At 39.4% G+C, this 17735-nt stretch carries 17 protein-coding genes, 3 tRNA genes and 1 pseudogene; 8 read left to right on the top strand and 13 right to left on the bottom strand.

Going from position 1 to position 17735, the window contains the following annotated elements; all coding sequences use genetic code 11:
- Positions 1-56 precede the first annotated feature (56 nt).
- Entirely contained in the window at positions 57-1034 is a 978-nt protein-coding gene (pgl, locus tag ACTH6U_RS18960) for a 6-phosphogluconolactonase (protein ID WP_294103298.1), read from the bottom strand.
- A 346-nt stretch (positions 1035-1380) separates the two neighbouring features.
- Between pgl and ACTH6U_RS18955 the strand changes: the two genes are divergently transcribed.
- Complete coding sequence (locus ACTH6U_RS18955) at positions 1381-2199, top strand: pyridoxal phosphatase (RefSeq protein ID WP_441832901.1); 819 nt, start codon at positions 1381-1383, stop codon at positions 2197-2199.
- A 99-nt stretch (positions 2200-2298) separates the two neighbouring features.
- Here ACTH6U_RS18955 and ACTH6U_RS18950 read toward each other — a convergent pair whose 3' ends face one another.
- The 5 genes and pseudogenes from ACTH6U_RS18950 to modA form a co-directional block, all read right to left on the bottom strand.
- The gene (locus ACTH6U_RS18950; protein ID WP_441829679.1) at positions 2299-2613 is read right to left on the bottom strand and encodes a HigA family addiction module antitoxin; all 315 of its coding nucleotides are present in this window, start codon (positions 2611-2613) and stop codon (positions 2299-2301) included.
- Positions 2613-2726: pseudogene (locus tag ACTH6U_RS18945) on the bottom strand (type II toxin-antitoxin system RelE/ParE family toxin); the annotation flags it as partial. The gene ACTH6U_RS18950 and the pseudogene ACTH6U_RS18945, both read right to left, overlap by 1 nt.
- A gap of 85 nt (positions 2727-2811) precedes the next feature.
- Positions 2812-3879, bottom strand: a complete 1068-nt coding sequence (gene modC / locus ACTH6U_RS18940) for a molybdenum ABC transporter ATP-binding protein ModC (RefSeq protein WP_434720126.1) — start codon at positions 3877-3879, stop codon at positions 2812-2814.
- A gap of 1 nt (position 3880) precedes the next feature.
- Positions 3881-4570 carry a molybdate ABC transporter permease subunit gene (modB, locus tag ACTH6U_RS18935; RefSeq protein ID WP_441832910.1) on the bottom strand — a complete coding sequence of 230 codons (690 nt, stop codon included), beginning with the start codon at positions 4568-4570 and terminating at the stop codon, positions 3881-3883.
- Positions 4571-4601: 31 nt separating this feature from the next.
- Positions 4602-5372, bottom strand: a complete 771-nt coding sequence (modA, locus tag ACTH6U_RS18930; protein WP_441832900.1) for a molybdate ABC transporter substrate-binding protein — start codon at positions 5370-5372, stop codon at positions 4602-4604.
- Positions 5373-5647: 275 nt separating this feature from the next.
- Between modA and ACTH6U_RS18925 the strand changes: the two genes are divergently transcribed.
- Complete coding sequence (locus ACTH6U_RS18925) at positions 5648-6754, top strand: ElaD/SseL family deubiquitinase (protein WP_441832899.1); 1107 nt, start codon at positions 5648-5650, stop codon at positions 6752-6754.
- A 99-nt stretch (positions 6755-6853) separates the two neighbouring features.
- Here the strand turns inward: ACTH6U_RS18925 and ACTH6U_RS18920 are convergent, their stop codons facing one another.
- Positions 6854-7006 carry an AcrZ family multidrug efflux pump-associated protein gene (locus ACTH6U_RS18920; RefSeq protein ID WP_294103311.1) on the bottom strand — a complete coding sequence of 51 codons (153 nt, stop codon included), beginning with the start codon at positions 7004-7006 and terminating at the stop codon, positions 6854-6856.
- A 316-nt stretch (positions 7007-7322) separates the two neighbouring features.
- On the opposite strand from ACTH6U_RS18920, the gene modE reads away from it, so the two are divergent.
- The 5 genes from modE to ACTH6U_RS18895 all read left to right on the top strand — a co-directional run bounded on the left by modE (position 7323) and on the right by ACTH6U_RS18895 (position 12664).
- On the top strand, positions 7323-8111 hold the full coding sequence (gene modE, locus ACTH6U_RS18915; protein ID WP_441832898.1) for a molybdenum-dependent transcriptional regulator: 789 nt from the start codon (positions 7323-7325) through the stop codon (positions 8109-8111).
- A 141-nt stretch (positions 8112-8252) separates the two neighbouring features.
- The gene (gene modF / locus ACTH6U_RS18910) at positions 8253-9722 is read left to right on the top strand and encodes a molybdate ABC transporter ATP-binding protein ModF (RefSeq protein WP_441829676.1); all 1470 of its coding nucleotides are present in this window, start codon (positions 8253-8255) and stop codon (positions 9720-9722) included.
- Between the two features lie 243 nt (positions 9723-9965).
- The gene (locus ACTH6U_RS18905) at positions 9966-10793 is read left to right on the top strand and encodes a CPBP family intramembrane glutamic endopeptidase (RefSeq protein ID WP_294103317.1); all 828 of its coding nucleotides are present in this window, start codon (positions 9966-9968) and stop codon (positions 10791-10793) included.
- Positions 10794-10988: 195 nt separating this feature from the next.
- Positions 10989-11741: a 2,3-diphosphoglycerate-dependent phosphoglycerate mutase gene (gpmA, locus tag ACTH6U_RS18900; RefSeq protein WP_294103319.1), complete on the top strand. Its 753-nt coding sequence runs from the start codon at positions 10989-10991 to the stop codon at positions 11739-11741.
- A gap of 182 nt (positions 11742-11923) precedes the next feature.
- Positions 11924-12664, top strand: coding sequence for a hypothetical protein (locus tag ACTH6U_RS18895; protein WP_441832897.1), 741 nt, complete (start codon positions 11924-11926; stop codon positions 12662-12664).
- Positions 12665-12731: 67 nt separating this feature from the next.
- Here ACTH6U_RS18895 and aroG read toward each other — a convergent pair whose 3' ends face one another.
- The 3 genes from aroG to nadA form a co-directional block, all read right to left on the bottom strand.
- A complete protein-coding gene (gene aroG, locus ACTH6U_RS18890; protein ID WP_294103323.1) occupies positions 12732-13787 on the bottom strand; it encodes a 3-deoxy-7-phosphoheptulonate synthase AroG in 1056 nt (351 codons plus the stop codon).
- 458 nt (positions 13788-14245) lie between these two features.
- Positions 14246-14968, bottom strand: coding sequence for a nicotinamide riboside transporter PnuC (pnuC, locus tag ACTH6U_RS18885; RefSeq protein ID WP_434720134.1), 723 nt, complete (start codon positions 14966-14968; stop codon positions 14246-14248).
- Between the two features lie 72 nt (positions 14969-15040).
- Positions 15041-16081, bottom strand: a complete 1041-nt coding sequence (gene nadA, locus ACTH6U_RS18880; RefSeq protein ID WP_294103328.1) for a quinolinate synthase NadA — start codon at positions 16079-16081, stop codon at positions 15041-15043.
- Between the two features lie 249 nt (positions 16082-16330).
- On the opposite strand from nadA, the gene ACTH6U_RS18875 reads away from it, so the two are divergent.
- On the top strand, positions 16331-17209 hold the full coding sequence (locus tag ACTH6U_RS18875) for an aminoglycoside 6-adenylyltransferase (RefSeq protein ID WP_441832896.1): 879 nt from the start codon (positions 16331-16333) through the stop codon (positions 17207-17209).
- 214 nt (positions 17210-17423) lie between these two features.
- Here the strand turns inward: ACTH6U_RS18875 and ACTH6U_RS18870 are convergent.
- From ACTH6U_RS18870 to ACTH6U_RS18860, 3 genes are all read right to left on the bottom strand, one after another.
- Positions 17424-17499 (bottom strand) — tRNA-Lys (locus tag ACTH6U_RS18870).
- Positions 17500-17544: 45 nt separating this feature from the next.
- Positions 17545-17620: transfer RNA gene (locus ACTH6U_RS18865), tRNA-Lys, on the bottom strand.
- Between the two features lie 39 nt (positions 17621-17659).
- Positions 17660-17735, bottom strand: a tRNA-Val gene (locus tag ACTH6U_RS18860).

Here is a 17735-nt window from a genome sequence, read left to right as displayed (position 1 = left end):
GTGACTAGAGCGAGCAAGTGCAGCCAACACCCCTGTAGCGCGAAATATGACGAGTATTAGATTAAGACCCACATAGGACCTTTCCCGACCCCATACCTACCGATTTGCGTCAATTTCCCCGTAATCGAGTCAATTTCAGAGACTGAGATGTGGTCTGATTTTTGCCCACTCGAAATTAAGAAGCGCCCTGTTGCATCAATATTAAAGCCCCTTGGGTGTGTCTCTGTTGGGTAACGCGCTTCTAATGTTAGCTCGCAACCGTTATCAGAAACCAAATAGTGACTGAGATAGCTTTCGGACCGTTCACTGACATACAAATGACGGCCATCTGGCGTAATATGGATATCGGCCGCCCAGCGCTGGCTTTCGTTGCCTAATGGGTAATTTGCCAAGGTTTGCATGTTACGATAGCGAGTGAATTTACGATACACGCCCACCGTTGAATCTAGCTCATTCACACAATAAATAACTTTTTCTGTTGGATGGAATGCGAGGTGGCGAGGACCAGATTGCGTAGCAGTTGTAATTTGGTCTGCGGTTGCTTCCGTTAAATAACCATTTTCATGTAAATCAAACAAACGGATATGGTCTTCACCTAAGCACGGCACCCATAATTGTTGGTTATCTGCATCAACATGGGATGAATGGGGATTACGCAGCCCTTCTATCACTTGGATTGCAGAATTTGGTACGCCATCATTATTAATGGGTAATACCGCGAGATTACCTTGGTGATAAGAAGGGACAAAAAGGTATCGGCCGCTATTATCCAAAGATAAATGAACTGGCGTTCCGGGGATGGATGTTTCTGCTTTTAACCGTAATGTCCCTTTGTCTTCCACTTCATAAGTCACAACACGAAAATTAGGGCGCACACCTATATAAAGATGTTTTTTATCATGGCTCAAGACCATCGGCTGAACCTGTCCCGGCGTCGTAACAGTCTGTATAAGTGTGAGCTCACCAACTTCGTTCATCGACCACACGTGGATTTGATGACTTTCGGGACTTGCAATATAAACAACCTGATCCATCTTGGCTCCTTGATTCATGATGAAAATATTAAAATAATACTCACTATTTCTTACTATACCCTAAGGTTAGACCGCAAGCTAAAATATACCAATAAGCACATTACACCACGTTTAATATCGCGCTAACTTAGAGAGATAAACACGGACAACAATACCGCTGATCAAATTATAAAAGATTGAATAATAATGATACTAAAACGGTTCAGTTACCGTTAAGATGCTAAAACAAACAAAACTAGCTTAATGTTAAAGCTAATAGACTTATTGCTACACCCTAAACATTTTTTACCCCTATATTTACTATGTCAGTAGTATAGGCAACCTCTCAAATCACGTGGAGCCGTTTATGTCATACCGCGTTATTGCGCTCGATCTCGATGGAACACTGCTTGATCATCAAAAGAAAATTTTACCTGAATCTTTAGCAGCCTTAAATGAAGCTCGTCGCCAAGGTGTTAAAGTCATTATCGTGACAGGTCGTCACCATGTGGCTATCCATCCTTTTTACCAAGCTTTAGATCTTGATACCCCTGCGATCTGTTGTAATGGGACTTATCTTTATGATTATTTGGGTAAAAAAGTACTCAAATCAAATCCTATGACGCTAGATTCAGTCACCAGTATGATTGATAAATTACGTGGCTCTGATATTCAACATCTAATGTATGTTGATAACGCAATGCTATACAACGCACCGACTGAGAGCATCAAACGCACGCTCAATTGGGCAGAAACATTACCACAAGCTCAGCGTCCAACGATTGAATTTGTTGAAGATTTTGCTCATGTTATGCATGACTATGACTCTATTTGGAAGTTTGCAGTCAGCTCACCTGACCTCGACCATCTTAACCAAGTGATCCATGAAATCGAAACCGATCTCGGTCTTGATTGTGAATGGTCTTGGGTTGATCAAGTGGATGTAGGTCGTAAAGGTAACAGTAAAGGTCAACGCTTAAAAGAATGGGTTGAATCACAAGGTATGACGATGAAAGATGTCGTTGCTTTTGGTGATAACTTCAATGACTTAAGTATGTTAACCACCGCAGGTTTAGGTGTCGCTATGGGCAATGCCGTTGATGAAATCAAACAACAAGCTGCTCTCGTCACCCGTGAAAATACCGAACCCGGCATCGCCGAGGTTATCCGTAAATACGTTTTATAGCAGTTTGTTTGAGTTTTTTCACTATCTCAGCTTAACTCGCCTTTTAATGAAACCGCTTAAATTTAGGCGGTTTTTTCGTTTATGTTATTCACTTTTAAATCAATGAGTTGATGAAATCTTATTTGTTTCTGTATTTTCACCATATCGTTCAATTTTCGAAGTATCAATTTTGTCCTCCAATTGCCTTAAATCATAAGCAGTTTGAAGACGTAACCAAAACTCAGGAGTACTCCCTAAAGCAGCTGCAATTCGAATAGCCAGTGAAGGTGTTAAGTTCGTTTTTCCAGCCAGAAAACGAGATACTGTTGCAGGTGTAACACCAATATTTAATGCAAAACGACGACCACTGATACCCATATCGTCCAAGTCGCGAGCAATGATCTCTCCAGGATGTGAAACTTTAAACTGTCTCATTAATGATAGTCCTCATAGTTCAGAATATAAGCATCGCCCTTTATAAACTGAAAAGTAATACGCCAATTCGCTCTCACAGTAATAGACCAGTATCCCTCACGATTACCTTTCAACAATACCTCGGGGAGCATACATAAGTACGTGACCTGAATAACTGAGTGAAGCCAACAACGCTACAGCGCGAAGTACAACGAGTCATTATAATTGGCGAGAGAGAGAGACCGCCTTAACCTGAGCATAGACTTTTCGCCCCTTACGAATAGAAAGCTCATCTCGCGCCCAGCGGGTAATTCTCGCCCAAAGATAATGTTCATCGCCTAAATCTAATTTAACATCGACTTGTTCGCCATCTTCAATCCATTCCACCACTTCTGCTGATAGAATATTACGAATACTACTAACCTGCGGTTTTTCTAAGACCAGTGAAACATCCGATGCATCGATACGTATGCGTAATTCACTGCCTTGCACAGTATTCACGCGAGGGATCCACAATTTTTGTCCGCCCACCATCACGGCAGTCATCGCATAGTCAGGGTGCTGACTGTGAACCACGACTCCAATAACGCTACTGAGCGTTTCTTGCTGTAACCAAGGTCGTAGTGCACTACTTGCCCAAACGTCTTCTAATGGGCCAAAGGCTTTCACTTTACCTTGAGCCATCACGATAACTTTATCAGCCAATCGTAATATTTCATCAAGGCTATGACTAACATACAAAATTGGAATTTTAACGTCTTGTGATAGCTTTTCTAAATAAGGTAATAATTCACGTTTACGAGGTAGATCTAATGAGGCCAAAGGTTCATCCATCAATAAAATTTCTGGCGCAGTCAATAATGCGCGACCTATCGCTACTCGTTGCTTTTCACCACCGGATAACGTGATAGGAAAACGATGAAGTAACTCTTCAATACCTAATAATTCCACAATATCGTCAAAGCGAGCTTTCATTGCTGGCGCCATACCATAGCGCAAATTGCCTTTAACTCGATAATGCGGAAACAACCGTGCATCTTGAAATACATAACCAATATGACGCTTTTCAGGTGGTAAACAAATGCGTTTTTCAATATCGACTAAGGTGCGCCCATTGAGCACTATCCGCCCTTTATTGGGCTTGGTTAATCCGCCAATTACATTGATTAATGACGTTTTTCCGGCACCTGAAAGTCCAAAAACGGCAGTTATACTCTCGGTGGGTAACTGAGTTTTAACTTCTAGTTGTAATTCACCCAGTTTTTGGGAGAAATCGAGTTCTAACATATCAAGCAACTCCCAAACGCTTTTTACCCCAACGGGTCAGCCACTCTGAAATTAATAAAGAAACCAAGGCTAAAATAATCGCGATAATACACAAACGCGCTGCATCCACTTCTGCGCCAGGGGTTTCTATCAAGGTGTACATAGCGAGAGGAATAGTCTGCGTTTCACCAGGAATATTGGAAACGAAAGTAATCGTCGCACCAAATTCACCAAGAGAACGCGCAAAAGCTAACACGGTACCGACAATAATACCCGGTAAAGAAAGTGGGATCGTAATAGTAAAGAAAACCATTAGAGGTGTTGCCCCTAACGTTCTAGCAGCTTGCTCTAACTTTCTATCGACTGCTTCAAGGGCTAAACGGATAGCCCTAACCATGAGCGGAAAAGCAACCACCGCGGAGGCTAATGCCGCGCCGCGCCAACTAAAGGTAAAGCTAAAGTCAAACCAATCATATAGCCATTCACCAATAAAACCGCGTTTTCCCATACTTATCAATAACAAATAACCCACTACCACCGGCGGTAATACCAGTGGTAGATGGATAATGCTATCGAGCAGTGTTTTACCCGGAAAATTACAACGGACTAATATCCAAGCAACAAGAATGCCAAGAGGCAGACTAAATGCCACCGCAACTCCCGACACCTTTAGACTTAGATAAATCGCTTCCCATTCATAAGCACTTAACATCTGCAATACGATAGTCTCTTAACAAAAATTATTAACGTGGAGTAAAACCGTAACGTTTGAATACTTCTGAAGCCGCTGGGGTTTTCAAATATTCATAATAGTCACGAGTCGCTTTATTATCCTGATCTTTCACAATAGCCATTGGATATTCAACGGGTTTATGTGAATCAGCAGGAAAGATACCAACTACTTTAACTTTTTGACTTGCTACTGCGTCTGAACCATAAACAATGCCCAGTGGAGCTTCTTGACGTTCAACCAGTGCCATTCCACTACGCACGTTATTAGTACGTGCTAACAATGGATTGACTGTATCCCAAGCACCTAAACTAGTTAACGCTTCTTTTGCATAGATACCGACAGGAACATGATCAGGATCGCCAACCGCTAAGCGACCGCCATCTAATAGTTTTTTCCAATCAGTTTGTTTATTAATTTCAACTTTATCAATTTTAGAATCTTTCGGCGCAATCAGTACTAATTCGTTACCTAGCAAAGTATAACGCGTATCAGCAACCATTATTTTTTTATCAATAATATAGTCCATCCACTGCTGATCAGCCGAAATAAACATATTCGCAGGTGCGCCCTGCTCGATTTGGCGAGCTAACGTTGACGATGATGCATAAGAGGCCACCACTTCAACATTATGATCTTTTTTGTATTGCTCAGATATTTCATTCAGTGCGTTCGTCAGTGATGCCGCAGCAAATACTGTAATTTTTTCAGCCGCAAAGCTATAACTTGCCATCGTCAATGTTAGCGTGGCGCCAGCGAGCAGTTTTACTAAACCTTTTTTCATTTTAATCCACCATAGTATGAGTTAACTCGCTATATATATCAGGACACAACGATAACTTAAAGACAAAGTATGAATAAAAGTGTGCTAACGCAATAAAACAGGCAATTTAGTGCCCCGCTATACTTACAAAATTATGGGTAGCTTGTTTATTTTTCCAACAAAATCGCTTTTATATAGTTGGCTATTTATTTTTCTTGTAATTTTACAATCGCGAATAATAAGCATAGCAATATTATTTGCTGACGATTACCTGCAATATATAAAAGGAAAAAATAATGATAATCCCCTCTTACCTTCCTTCGCTAAATGTTAATCAGTTTAATCACTTATTCATGGACATAATCAAACCTGAAATTTTTGAGACATTATGTATATCGGCAAGAAATGGTGATTTTTATAGTATTGAAGCACTAAATAATATCGCATTACGACAAGATGCCATTGGTCAACAAGCTGAAAACGAGTTATTCGATTTATTTAGCGGAAATCAATCAGAAAAAAAGGGAAGTGCTAACAAAATACAAAAGGGAGTTGATAGTGAAATACAAAAGGGAGTTGATAGTGAAATACAAAAAGCGAGCTTAGCGCTATATAACATAGCTCATCATAATAGAACCAAAAATAATAATGATATGCAGAAACTTCATGCACCGTCGAAACTTCTTTATATCGCGGGCTCTACCCTCACCAATATAACCGAGAAACAGGCATTATCGATGCTTTTAATAGGAAATCAATCCGCTCAATCACCCAATGAACAACTTGGTGAGCTTGATATTTGGGGGGAGAATCGGATGCTGCAAACAGATGAAATTAATGCAACGACTAAAAAAATAGCTCGTGGTACCCCTGATATTTCAATTAACTTCCCTATTGGCATCACACATTCACATGACAATATGTTAAATGAAATAATTGAAGAAAAACAAAAAGATAAAAATTTTCTTAATCAGCCTGAATTATTTCCAATCAATACAGGAAATCACTGGATTTTATTTATGCTCTATAAAGATCTATCTGATAATAAAGTTAAAAATATCGTATTTAACTCCTATCATGAATTAGATCAATCCATAAAAGTGAACCTAACCAGATCAGCAAAAAAAGCGGGACTGACAGAAGAGTCTGATATCACATTTATCGAAAGGAACATTCAAGATAACGCGCCCAATGGCTGTGGGCTGTTTGTTGTTAAAGCTATTGAACTGATTTGTCAGACACCAGAACAAAATCCAGAGGATAAATTAAAATCATTTACCCAAGAGTTCGTGAAAAAATCTATTGAAGAACAGCGATTATTCAATCAACAAATCCGTCGTCAGCTATACGGCGTATACCATGATGATATTTTTTATAAAACTAAGGAAACTGAGCGCCTGTAACTTATTGAGCAAGGAAACATAATGCTAAATGATATTGCCCCCTGAACATTGAAATATTCAAGGGGCAAATAATTAGATAGAAAACAAATTAGCTAAGCGCTACTTGTTCTCAGAATTGTGATGATGTGGAACGTGTGCTTTTGACAACAAGTTAAAGAAAGCACCAAGACCATAAATCAGTCCCATAATCAAAAACATCACAACTGGAACCATCATGAGGGCGAAGCCCAAACTTTTTATCAGTTCTAACATTAAAAGCCTCTTCAGTGATACTGTGCCCACCAGCCTACTGATACGCTGACGAGGAAAAAATAACCGAATTTAAATAATAACGCATAATCAGATGATATACCCTATATAATTTAAATTGCATGTAAATGCTAAGGGAAGCAGTTCCAATAAACACACCTAACTAAGTGATTTAAATGCCTTAGCAATAACTACACCCATGTAATTTGAAGTAAGACAGGTATAATGCAGGCTATTTTAGCGATATTATCACTATAACGTCATGCTAAACGTGCTTTTTAGGTCCATCTCGACCAATCTGACAAAAGGGGTCAATATTATGCAGGCAGAAATTTTACTCACATTGAAATTACAGGGTAGTTTATTTGCTGACCCTCGTCGTATTGCACTGTTAAAACAAATAAAAGCGACAGGTTCAATTAGCCAAGGCGCTAAATTGGCAGGTATTAGCTATAAAAGTGCGTGGGATGCAATTAACGAAATGAATCAACTCACCGATGATGTTCTGCTAAATAGAGCCACTGGTGGCAAAGGCGGCGGTGGCACCACATTAACACCTTATGGTGAGCGCTTACTTCAACTTTACGATTTACTGGCACAAATCCAGCAAAAAGCCTTTGATGTACTCAAAGAAGATAATTTGCCTCTCGATAGCCTGCTCGCCGCAATTTCACGTTTCTCGTTACAAACCAGTGCCCGTAATCAATTTTTCGGCACCTTAATCGCTCGTGACCACAACCATGTCCAACAGCATGTACAAATTCGCCTTGCAGATGACCGTACCGTTATCAATGCCGCGCTAACGGAACAAAGTGCGAACCGTTTAGGCCTTATTGAAGGTAAAGAAGTTCTAGCGCTAATCAAGGCTCCTTGGGTCAAACTGACCAAACAAACTAACTCACATAATTTTGATAACCATTTACCGGGTAAAGTCACCACATTAGAGCGCGGAAAAGAAAACAGTGAAGTATTACTAACCCTATCAGGTGGCGAAACCTTGTGCTCAACATTAAGCAATTCAGACGTCGATACACTAAAATTGAATATTAATGATGATGTTACTGCCCTATTCAATGCAGATCAGGTCATTATCGCAACACTTTGTTAAATCTTGCAGATTTTATTATCTTACAAAATTAACGCGCATTCGCTTTATTTAGCCTGAGATATCGTTCAACTGTTGACTTTGTCTTCAATCCTGATTATTTGTGATAGAAGGCATGGTCAATAATAACGATAAGGAAGCTTGATGAGCACAATAACAATACAGCATGGCAGCTTTAAGCTCAGTGACACCCAGACTCTCAACATCCCTGAATTAACCATAAATAAAGGGGATAGTTGGGCATTTATTGGCGCCAACGGGAGCGGTAAATCATCCCTCGCACGCGTTCTTTCCGGTGAGCTTCTTCCTCTTTCTGGTGTTGTAAAAAGTACCTTTAACGCACCTGTTCGCCTTTCTTTTGAGCAATTACAAAAAATCATTAGTGAAGAATGGCAGCGCAATAATACCGATTTGCTCAGTGATGATGAAGATGATACCGGCTATACCGCAGCTGAAATTATACAATTCAATCATAAAGATAATGAATATTGCTTAGAGCTTGCTGCCAAATTTGGGATTAGCGACTTACTTTCTCGCCGATTTAAATACCTCTCATCAGGGGAAACGCGCAAAGTATTACTCTGCCAAACCTTAATGGGGCAACCTGACCTTTTGATTCTCGACGAACCTTTTGATGGCCTTGATATTTACTCAAGAAACAATCTTAGCGAACTATTATATTCGTTATCTGAAAAAGGCCTCACCCTTGTTTTAGTACTCAACCGTTTCGATGAATTACCTGAATTTATTGAAAATATGGGAATTGTCGCAGATTGTTCTCTAAGCCTTTGTGGAAAGAGAGAGTCAGTACTCGCTAACACGCTTATCACGCAGTTACAACACAGCGAAAAAATTAAACAGCTTTCGATTCCCGAAACAGAAGATCCCACCAGCGATAATGGACTTGATAACGAAACGCCTCGCATCATTCTAAAAAATGGGGTGGTAAGTTATAACGATAAACCTATTTTGCATGGTTTGAACTGGCAAGTGAACCCAAATGAACACTGGCAAATTATTGGTGAAAATGGTGCAGGAAAATCAACCTTATTAAGTTTGATTACAGGTGATCATCCTCAAGGCTACAGCAATGATTTAACCCTCTTTGGCCAGCGCAGAGGCACCGGTGAAACTATTTGGGATATCAAACGTCATATTGGTTATGTCAGCAACAGTATTCACCAAGAATATCGCGTATCCACTAATGTAATTACCGTGATTATCTCAGGATTTCATGACTCTATTGGCTTGTATCAAACCCCTTCAGATAGGCAAATACAATTGGCTCATGAATGGCTGAGGCTATTGGGTTTTCCTGCGAAAACAGCGCAACAACCATTTCATAGTTTATCTTGGGGACAGCAACGATTAGTTTTAATCGCTCGGGCATTGGTTAAACACCCTGCGATGCTTATTTTAGATGAGCCTTTACAAGGATTAGATGGAATTAACCGTTTGTTAGTACTACGTTTTATTGATGTTATGTTGAGCCAAGGGACAACCCAACTTTTGTTTGTGTCTCATCATCAAGAAGATGCACCATCTTGTATTACTCATCGGTTGATCTTTGTTCCTGAGGGAAATAAATATCGCTATGATATTGAAACACTTTAAATAGAAACTCTGTTTTCTGTTCTTTACTCTGATCTGCGCCGGTAAGCAATAACTCACTGTTTATCGGCGAATTTAATCCAATGATTAATAATAAGTATCAAATATATAAATAGCTAATCTACTAATTTTTAAAACCTTTCTGTGGAATCAATAAGATTAATTCAATTTCAAGTCGAAATGAGAATGAAAATCCTTAAACTCTTTCGCTCTTAATAATTTCAAATACTTATCTAGGTGTTTTTTATGGTTTGGTTAACGTTGGCCTCTTCACTTGCAATACTTTCGTCACATCGATTAATCGCTGCTTTGCTACTATTAGTTTCTATTGGCTTAGCTTTTTTTGCTCATATCATCAACTGGCAAGTAATTTTACTTCTGACTTTTATTGTTATTATTGGAGGGATTCATTTCTACTTTAAACATAACTTAATCTTAAAAATCAGTAGTGAAATTATGCTTATTGGATGCGCCGTTGGACTCTTTATTCATCTTTTTCCGGGCTTTAATAACACAAAATATTTAGATAAAGTGATCGTAGGGCCACAAAGCTCACCCTTTAGCATGTATTTTAATTTTGATAAGGCACTGATCCCTTTTATTCTATTAGCCTGTTTACCAACACTATTTTCTTCTCGTCCAACCAAAACTGCGACATGGCGCCAATGGGGATTACTTGTCATCGCGGTTCCCATTCTACTTCTCGTTGCCGCTTTTGCAGGCGGCCTTGGCTTTGAATTACACTTTCCTACATGGCTACCCGCTTTCATTCTTTGTAATCTATTTTTTGTATCGTTAGCTGAGGAAGCACTATTTCGAGGATATTTACAGCAACGCCTAACGTTATGGCTTGGCTCTCCTTACCTTGCTCTGATACTCAGTGCGCTATTATTTGGTGGCTTACATTTTGCTGGTGGCCCATTATTAATCCTCTTTGCAACCCTTTCTGGTGTCATTTATGGTCTAGCTTGGATGTGGAGTGGTAAATTATGGCTTGCTGTATCGTTTCACTTCGGGTTAAATCTAGTTCATCTGTTATTTTTCACTTATCCAGTAAAAATGTTTATTGGATAAAAAAACAACAGCTCGAACCATTTTTTTATCGCTTTCTAGGTTAAATTTTCACTTAGAAATAGGATTGGCGATGAGTTTTTTGATTTGGTTTGGGTAAATAGTCAGTTGCTACTAGCGTTCGGTTTGACTATCCCTATAATATAAGTCAGCAATGATTTATTTCTAATTTTGAATGTACTGATAGGAGTTTTAGCTATGGCTGTAACTAAACTGGTTTTGGTAAGACACGGTGAAAGTGAGTGGAATAAAGAAAACCGTTTCACAGGTTGGACTGATGTAGAATTATCAGAAAAAGGCCGTGAAGAAGCAAAAATCGCAGGTCAACTGTTAAAAGATGAAGGCTTTGTTTTTGATTTTGCTTATACCTCAGTACTAAAACGTGCTATCCATACCTTATGGGGCATTCTTGATCAGGTTGAACAGCAATGGCTGCCTGTTGAAAAAAGCTGGAAATTAAATGAACGCCACTATGGTGCTCTGCAAGGTTTAGACAAATCAGAAACTGCCGCTAAATACGGTGACGAGCAAGTTAAACTGTGGCGCCGTGGTTTTGCAATCACACCACCAGAATTAACCAAAGATGATGAACGTTACCCAGGTCACGACCCACGCTACGCAAAACTTTCAGACAGCGAATTACCTGTAACTGAAAGCTTAGCAACGACTATCGAGCGTGTTATTCCTTATTGGGAAGAAGTTATCAAACCACGTGTTGAAAGTGGCGAGCAAGTTATCATTGCTGCGCACGGTAACTCACTGCGTGCATTAGTAAAATACTTGGATAACATGGGTGAAGATGAAATTCTAAACCTGAATATCCCGACAGCCGTACCGATGGTTTATGAATTCGATGAAAACATGAAACCTATCAAACGTTACTACTTGGGCAACCAAGACGAAATCGCGGCAAAACAAGCTGCTGTAGCGAATCAAGGTAAAGCTAAGTAATTTACTTTCTTAACCTCTGATATTAAGGATTGAGCTAATCACTCAATCCTTTTTTATTTGATATCAGTTATCTATCAATAAGCGTCCATATATCTTTGATAAGAATAATGTCACTATGGTTTTAGAAAAGGCCAGAACCGACTATCATAGAGAAAAATAATTGAAAGGCTTATAAAACAAAAATGAATAAATTTAATCTCTATGTTTGGGTGGGGCTAGTACTGAGCGCCAGTATTTTAGGAACGCTAGTTTATATGATCCAAACCGGTGAACTTATCGTCGATGGCTCGAATGGCGCAGCAAACGCTGAGCTAATGAAGACCTTAATGATTATCGCCTGTGTCAGCTTTCCCATACAGATTCTCAGCATGATGTTAATGAGCTATAAGCCTAGACTATCCATTGCGGTAGCCATCATTAGTAGCATAGCATTAATGCCAATTACAATTGTATTTGCGATGGGTATGGTTTTTTCAGCGATCCGCTGGCGCTACCATCAATTAACCCCTTTTGATACCACCATCAATGTCGATTTTGATATCAGTCTACCATTTAATAAACGCCAAAATACCCTGATTGTCATCCCATTAGCCATCGTCAGCATTGCCTTCATCATATTGAGTCAAAGCTTAGGTATGTTCTTATTCGTACTTACGATACTTATCGGCTTTTTTGGTAAACGTGCCAGCAATAGTATTTATTTAGCGATTAAAGATGCACACTTTTATATTCGCCCGAATATTTTTGCCCATTGCTATCGTATACCATTAAAAGATGTCACTTACGTGAAAGGTGAAAAAGGGAAAGTGTATTTCGATGTTCAGACGGATACTGAAGTACTGCAATTAACGGCAACTCCAGCGAATGCAACACCTGAAGAGCAAACTAAACTGGAAGAGTTATTAAATAGAATTCAAAAATAGATAAAACAATAAAGCCAGTTTAACGAGGTTATTTCATCGCGATAACTGGCTTTATTATGACTAAATTTTATCGATTACGGCGAGCAATTACCGCATCAGATAGCTGACGTAACACTTTTTCAGTATCATCCCAACCAATACATGCATCAGTAACACTTTTGCCATAAACTAGTGGTTCGCCAGATTCCAAGTTCTGGTTACCTTCAACCAGATTACTTTCAATCATAATACCTGTAATTGAGCGGTCACCTTGGCTGATCTGTTGGCTAACATCAGTGGATACTTCCATTTGTTTTTCAAACTTTTTGCTACTATTAGCATGGCTAAAGTCAATCATGATACTAGGTACTAAACCTGCCGCTGTTAAGTTTTCACCTACCGCTTTTACATGCTCAGCGCTGTAATTAGGTGTTTTACCGCCACGTAAAATAATATGACAATCAGGGTTTCCGCCTGTATTCACAATTGCAGAATGTCCCCATTTAGTGACAGATAAAAAACAGTGCCCAGAGCGTGCAGAATTAATCGCATCAATAGCAATTTTAATTGTGCCATCTGTACCATTTTTAAAACCAACAGGACAAGAAAGCCCTGAGGCTAATTCACGGTGAATTTGTGATTCTGTGGTACGTGCACCGATTGCGCCCCAGCTCATCAAATCAGCCACATATTGTGGGCTAATCACATCCAAAAACTCACCAGCAGTCGGTAAACCTTGATCATTAATGGTTAATAATAATTCACGAGCAATACGCAAACCATCATTAATATTAAAGCTATTATCCATATGAGGATCGTTAATAAGCCCTTTCCAGCCTACTGTTGTTCGCGGTTTTTCAAAATAGACACGCATAACAATTTCAAGTGAACCTTTTAGCTCTTCACGCAACTTAATTAAGCGTTGGGCATATTCCAATGCCGCTTTGGTATCATGAATAGAACAAGGGCCAATCACCACAACTAAGCGATCGTCTTTACCTACTAAAATATTATGAATAGCAAGGCGTGCTTCATGAACGGTAAACGCCGCTTTCTCAGTTGCTGGAAATTTTTCAAGCAAAGCAATCGGAGGTAATAACTCTGTTATTTGTTTTATTCTAACGTCATCGTTCTGAAAATTCATACCTGTATATCCAATGTTTATTATTTTTACTTTAGTTGATTTGCATACCCAATTGATTTCAAGTTTTCATACAGTAAACTTCTCACGCAATAGATTTGTCACATCACAAATCATAAAGCGCTCTTGGGCAAATAACTGAAGTTCCTTACAGCGCCCAAATTTATAACCAAAAACTTGAAGATCACAGGCATCGAAATTTCAATCTAACTGTTCAAACGCCTCCTGTAAACAGTCAAATACCGGATGAAATGACTATTTATTCTGCTTCTGATTATAAAATGAGGTCATATGTTATTATTTAGCACAATAACTAGGCTTATAGGTCATCTAACAGTGCAAAAAAAAGAAAAAACGGCAAAATAACGATAATGTTACTTTAGCCGTTTTAAGTTGTTTTTTTGTACTTTCGTACAATTTAACGCTTAAATATAACTAGGCGGCTTAATCCTCATTGAGAACTACTTGCGCGCCAATGGTGAATAGCCATTTTCTTTTGCGGAGCGAATCCACAGTCTTGAGCCATTTAGTGCGATACCAAGCAATATCAAATACTCTAAAGACATTGCGTAAACACCCTGAATAAAGAAAATCACAATACTAATAACATTGATAACCACCCATACTAGCCAGTTTTCAACATATTTGCGTGTCATCAACACCATGGCAACAACAGATAATACCGTCATTGTCGAATCCCAGAATGGGAATGCATCAGGTTCAATAGTTGGCATAGCCAGATTAGCGCCAAATGCATTCAATAATTCAACAGCCCATGTCGCTAATACACCAAATACTGCATCAATATTAAAGGTTAGGTAAGCTATAGCTAACACTGACACGACTAATGTCATCATTGCTTTAGGTAAACTTAACCAGCGAATTTGTAGCTCCGCCTGTTGGCTGCTGGTAACTCGACTCCAGGCATACCACCCATAGATATTTGCCACAAAGAAAAAAACCTGTAGTAGCAAATTTGCATACAGCTGAATTTGAAAGAAAATTACCGCAAATAACGTAACGTTAATCAGTCCAAACAAGTAATTAATCGTTTTCTCAAAGCTTGCCAGTAAAATGCAGAGTAAACCTGCAATAGTACCGACGGCTTCAATATACGATAGATCATAAACTGAATCCCATAACGGAATTTGAACTAACGTATTGGTTGTGCTAAAGAAATCCATCCCTAAATCCTATATAAGTTTGTGTTAAAATAGCATTGCTCATTACGACCATGACCACTAAATTGTGTACGCCTATTTTAGGCTCATGGCAAAATCCAACATTTTATTTAATGGTAACATAGCTTTTTGTCGTAGCTGCTCGCTCACTTGAATTTGATGCTGTTGTTCACGTCCCTCTAGCGCCTCTGCAATCGCTTTTAAACCATTCATTGCCATCCAAGGGCAATGTGCACATGTTCGACAAGTTGCTCCCTCACCAGCCGTTGGAGCGATATATAATGACTTATCAGGACATGCCTGCTGCATTTTGTAAAAAATGCCTTTATCGGTCGCCACTATCATAGAAGGATTCGGTAAGGTTTGAGCTGCTTTAATTAATTGGCTAGTCGAACCAACCGCATCAGCAAGTTCAACAATAGCTTGAGGAGATTCAGGATGAACAAGCACTGCTGCTTCTGGATATAACGCTTTCATTTTTTCCAATGATTGCGTTTTAAATTCATCGTGAACGATACAAGCGCCATCCCAACATAAAATATCCGCACCTGTTTGCTGTTGCACATATCGGCCTAAATGACGGTCTGGCGCCCAAATAATTTTTTCACCTAGGCTATCGAGGTGATCGATCAGCTCAACGGCAATACTAGATGTTACCACCCAGTCAGCTCGAGCTTTAACAGCAGCAGATGTATTCGCATAAACAACAACCGTTCTATCTGGATGTTCATCACAAAAACGAGCAAATTCGTCTTCTGGGCAACCCAAATCTAATGAACATTGAGCGTCCAATGTTGGCATTAATACATTTTTTTCTGGACTTAAGATTTTAGCAGTTTCCCCCATAAATCGAACCCCAGCAACTAATAATGTAGACGCGGGATGAAGAGAACCAAAGCGCGCCATTTCTAATGAGTCTGCAACACATCCACCAGTTTCTTCAGCTAAAGCTTGGATTTCTGGGTCGGTATAATAATGGGCCACGATCACCGCATTTTTTTCAATCAGCAACGATTTGATTCGTTCCCGATAAAATGCTTTTTCATCCGAGCTTAGTAACGCAGGTTTAGCCGGGAATGGATAAATTGACTGGTTAAAATCAATAAACTCGCTCATCTCTTGCCTCTGTTTAGCATAACGCGATTTTATAACGACAATCGAGAATTAAATCACTCAATACGCTTATTTTTGTTTTATATACTAAACACGATACCCCACTTTAACGAACAAGTCTTTACCATTTTTAGCAAACCAAACTGTTTTTATCTATACCTGATACCCTTTACTTGCTTTACATTAGTTTTTTCGCTTTTAATCCACTTTATCGGTATCGTAGTCGTTCTTGTTATACTAGATAGGTTAGTTATGGAATCACCTGCATCGTTAATAAATAAAATAATTTCTATTTCATTACTTGATCCTAGAATTGAGGCTGTTGTGCTGACCGGCTCTAGAGGACGAGAGCAACATATAGATAGCTATTCAGATATAGACATCGAATTAATTGGTCACGGCGTTACTGAGCTATTTACTGAAAAGGAATGGATTAATCATTTTGGGCAACCACTCGTTGCATTACATCTCTTAAATGGTGGTGAAAACGAGCCAGAATCACCAACTTGTTTAGTCATTTATGAGGAAGGTAGAAAAGTTGATTTCACCTTCGCAGAACCTGAACGCCTTAGTAAGATGAAAAAAGAAGGTTTAGACGGTACTTTTTCTCGTGGCTATGCCGTTTTATTAGATAAAAGTGGCATTACTGATGGGCTGCCAACTAAACCAAATAATACATCACTACTGCCTAGCGCACTGACTGAAACAGAGTTTGAAGAACTAATTTCTGATTTTTGGTATGAAGCGCATCAAGTTGCGATTGCATTAACACGTAATGAGCTGTGGATGGCTTGGTCTCGAAGTGCAGATATGAAGCAAAATTTCTTATCTTTATTAGAACTTTTAGTTTCTAACAAAAGTATGACTGAACAAAATATTTGGTATGGTGGTCGAAAATACCATGATTGGATGCCTGAACATTTTATCAATGCACTCGAAACTATTTTCGATTGTAGTACCGCCCAAAAAGCAGCGCTATCACTTAATTGTTTGATGGCATGTTTTCTTGAAGTAGCAACCGAGTTGGCCCCATTATTAGGTTATGACGGAAAACTAGCAGTAGGAAATAAAATGCAAGCTTTAGTCAGAGATATTCTAATGGACAACGGATTAATCGCTGAAGATATTTAGCACTAGAAATGGCATCAAGTATATGGCAAAGGACTGCTATATTTTGTGAGCCGTTAGATGGCAATACTTGTCGGGGTATCTGCGAGTTGCTACTGATAAGAACTAAGATGGTGGGCCGTGCGGGATTATTCAGCCTTCGGCTTCAACCCTACGGGTCGAACCTGCGACCAGCTTGTCGGGGTATCTGCGAGTTTGCTACTAATAAGAGCTAAGATGGTGGGCCGTGCGGGATTCGAACCTGCGACCAATTGATTAAAAGTCAACTGCTCTACCGACTGAGCTAACGGCCCATCTTAAAACTTTCTACTACTTTTACAATCTAAAAAACTTTAAGATGGTGGGCCGTGCGGGATTCGAACCTGCGACCAATTGATTAAAAGTCAACTGCTCTACCGACTGAGCTAACGGCCCATCTTAATAACTGCCTGATAATGCGAGTAACAAATGAAGTGGTGGGCGATAGCGGGCTCGAACCACTGACCCCCTCCTTGTAAGGGAGGTGCTCTACCAACTGAGCTAATCGCCC

The sequence above is a fragment of the Providencia sp. genome (genome assembly GCF_052096715.1).
Lineage (GTDB): Bacteria > Pseudomonadota > Gammaproteobacteria > Enterobacterales > Enterobacteriaceae > Providencia.
Note: the sequence above shows the minus strand (reverse complement) of the source record. Positions and strands in the feature narration are given on the sequence as shown.

Bases quoted from the DNA above. Each gene is read 5' to 3' on its own strand.
- modF (WP_441829676.1), top strand. From the start codon at position 8,253: ATGAGCACAATAACAATACAGCATGGCAGCTTTAAGCTCAGTGACACC.
- ACTH6U_RS18925 (WP_441832899.1), top strand. From the start codon at position 5,648: ATGATAATCCCCTCTTACCTTCCTTCGCTAAATGTTAATCAGTTTAAT.
- nadA (WP_294103328.1), bottom strand. From the start codon at position 16,081: ATGAGCGAGTTTATTGATTTTAACCAGTCAATTTATCCATTCCCGGCT.
- ACTH6U_RS18895 (WP_441832897.1), top strand. From the start codon at position 11,924: ATGAATAAATTTAATCTCTATGTTTGGGTGGGGCTAGTACTGAGCGCC.
- ACTH6U_RS18950 (WP_441829679.1), bottom strand. From the start codon at position 2,613: ATGAGACAGTTTAAAGTTTCACATCCTGGAGAGATCATTGCTCGCGAC.
- ACTH6U_RS18955 (WP_441832901.1), top strand. From the start codon at position 1,381: ATGTCATACCGCGTTATTGCGCTCGATCTCGATGGAACACTGCTTGAT.
- pgl (WP_294103298.1), bottom strand. From the start codon at position 1,034: ATGGATCAGGTTGTTTATATTGCAAGTCCCGAAAGTCATCAAATCCAC.
- pnuC (WP_434720134.1), bottom strand. From the start codon at position 14,968: ATGGATTTCTTTAGCACAACCAATACGTTAGTTCAAATTCCGTTATGG.
- ACTH6U_RS18920 (WP_294103311.1), bottom strand. From the start codon at position 7,006: ATGTTAGAACTGATAAAAAGTTTGGGCTTCGCCCTCATGATGGTTCCA.
- ACTH6U_RS18875 (WP_441832896.1), top strand. From the start codon at position 16,331: ATGGAATCACCTGCATCGTTAATAAATAAAATAATTTCTATTTCATTA.
- modC (WP_434720126.1), bottom strand. From the start codon at position 3,879: ATGTTAGAACTCGATTTCTCCCAAAAACTGGGTGAATTACAACTAGAA.
- ACTH6U_RS18905 (WP_294103317.1), top strand. From the start codon at position 9,966: ATGGTTTGGTTAACGTTGGCCTCTTCACTTGCAATACTTTCGTCACAT.
- modA (WP_441832900.1), bottom strand. From the start codon at position 5,372: ATGAAAAAAGGTTTAGTAAAACTGCTCGCTGGCGCCACGCTAACATTG.
- modE (WP_441832898.1), top strand. From the start codon at position 7,323: ATGCAGGCAGAAATTTTACTCACATTGAAATTACAGGGTAGTTTATTT.
- gpmA (WP_294103319.1), top strand. From the start codon at position 10,989: ATGGCTGTAACTAAACTGGTTTTGGTAAGACACGGTGAAAGTGAGTGG.
- modB (WP_441832910.1), bottom strand. From the start codon at position 4,570: ATGTTAAGTGCTTATGAATGGGAAGCGATTTATCTAAGTCTAAAGGTG.
- aroG (WP_294103323.1), bottom strand. From the start codon at position 13,787: ATGAATTTTCAGAACGATGACGTTAGAATAAAACAAATAACAGAGTTA.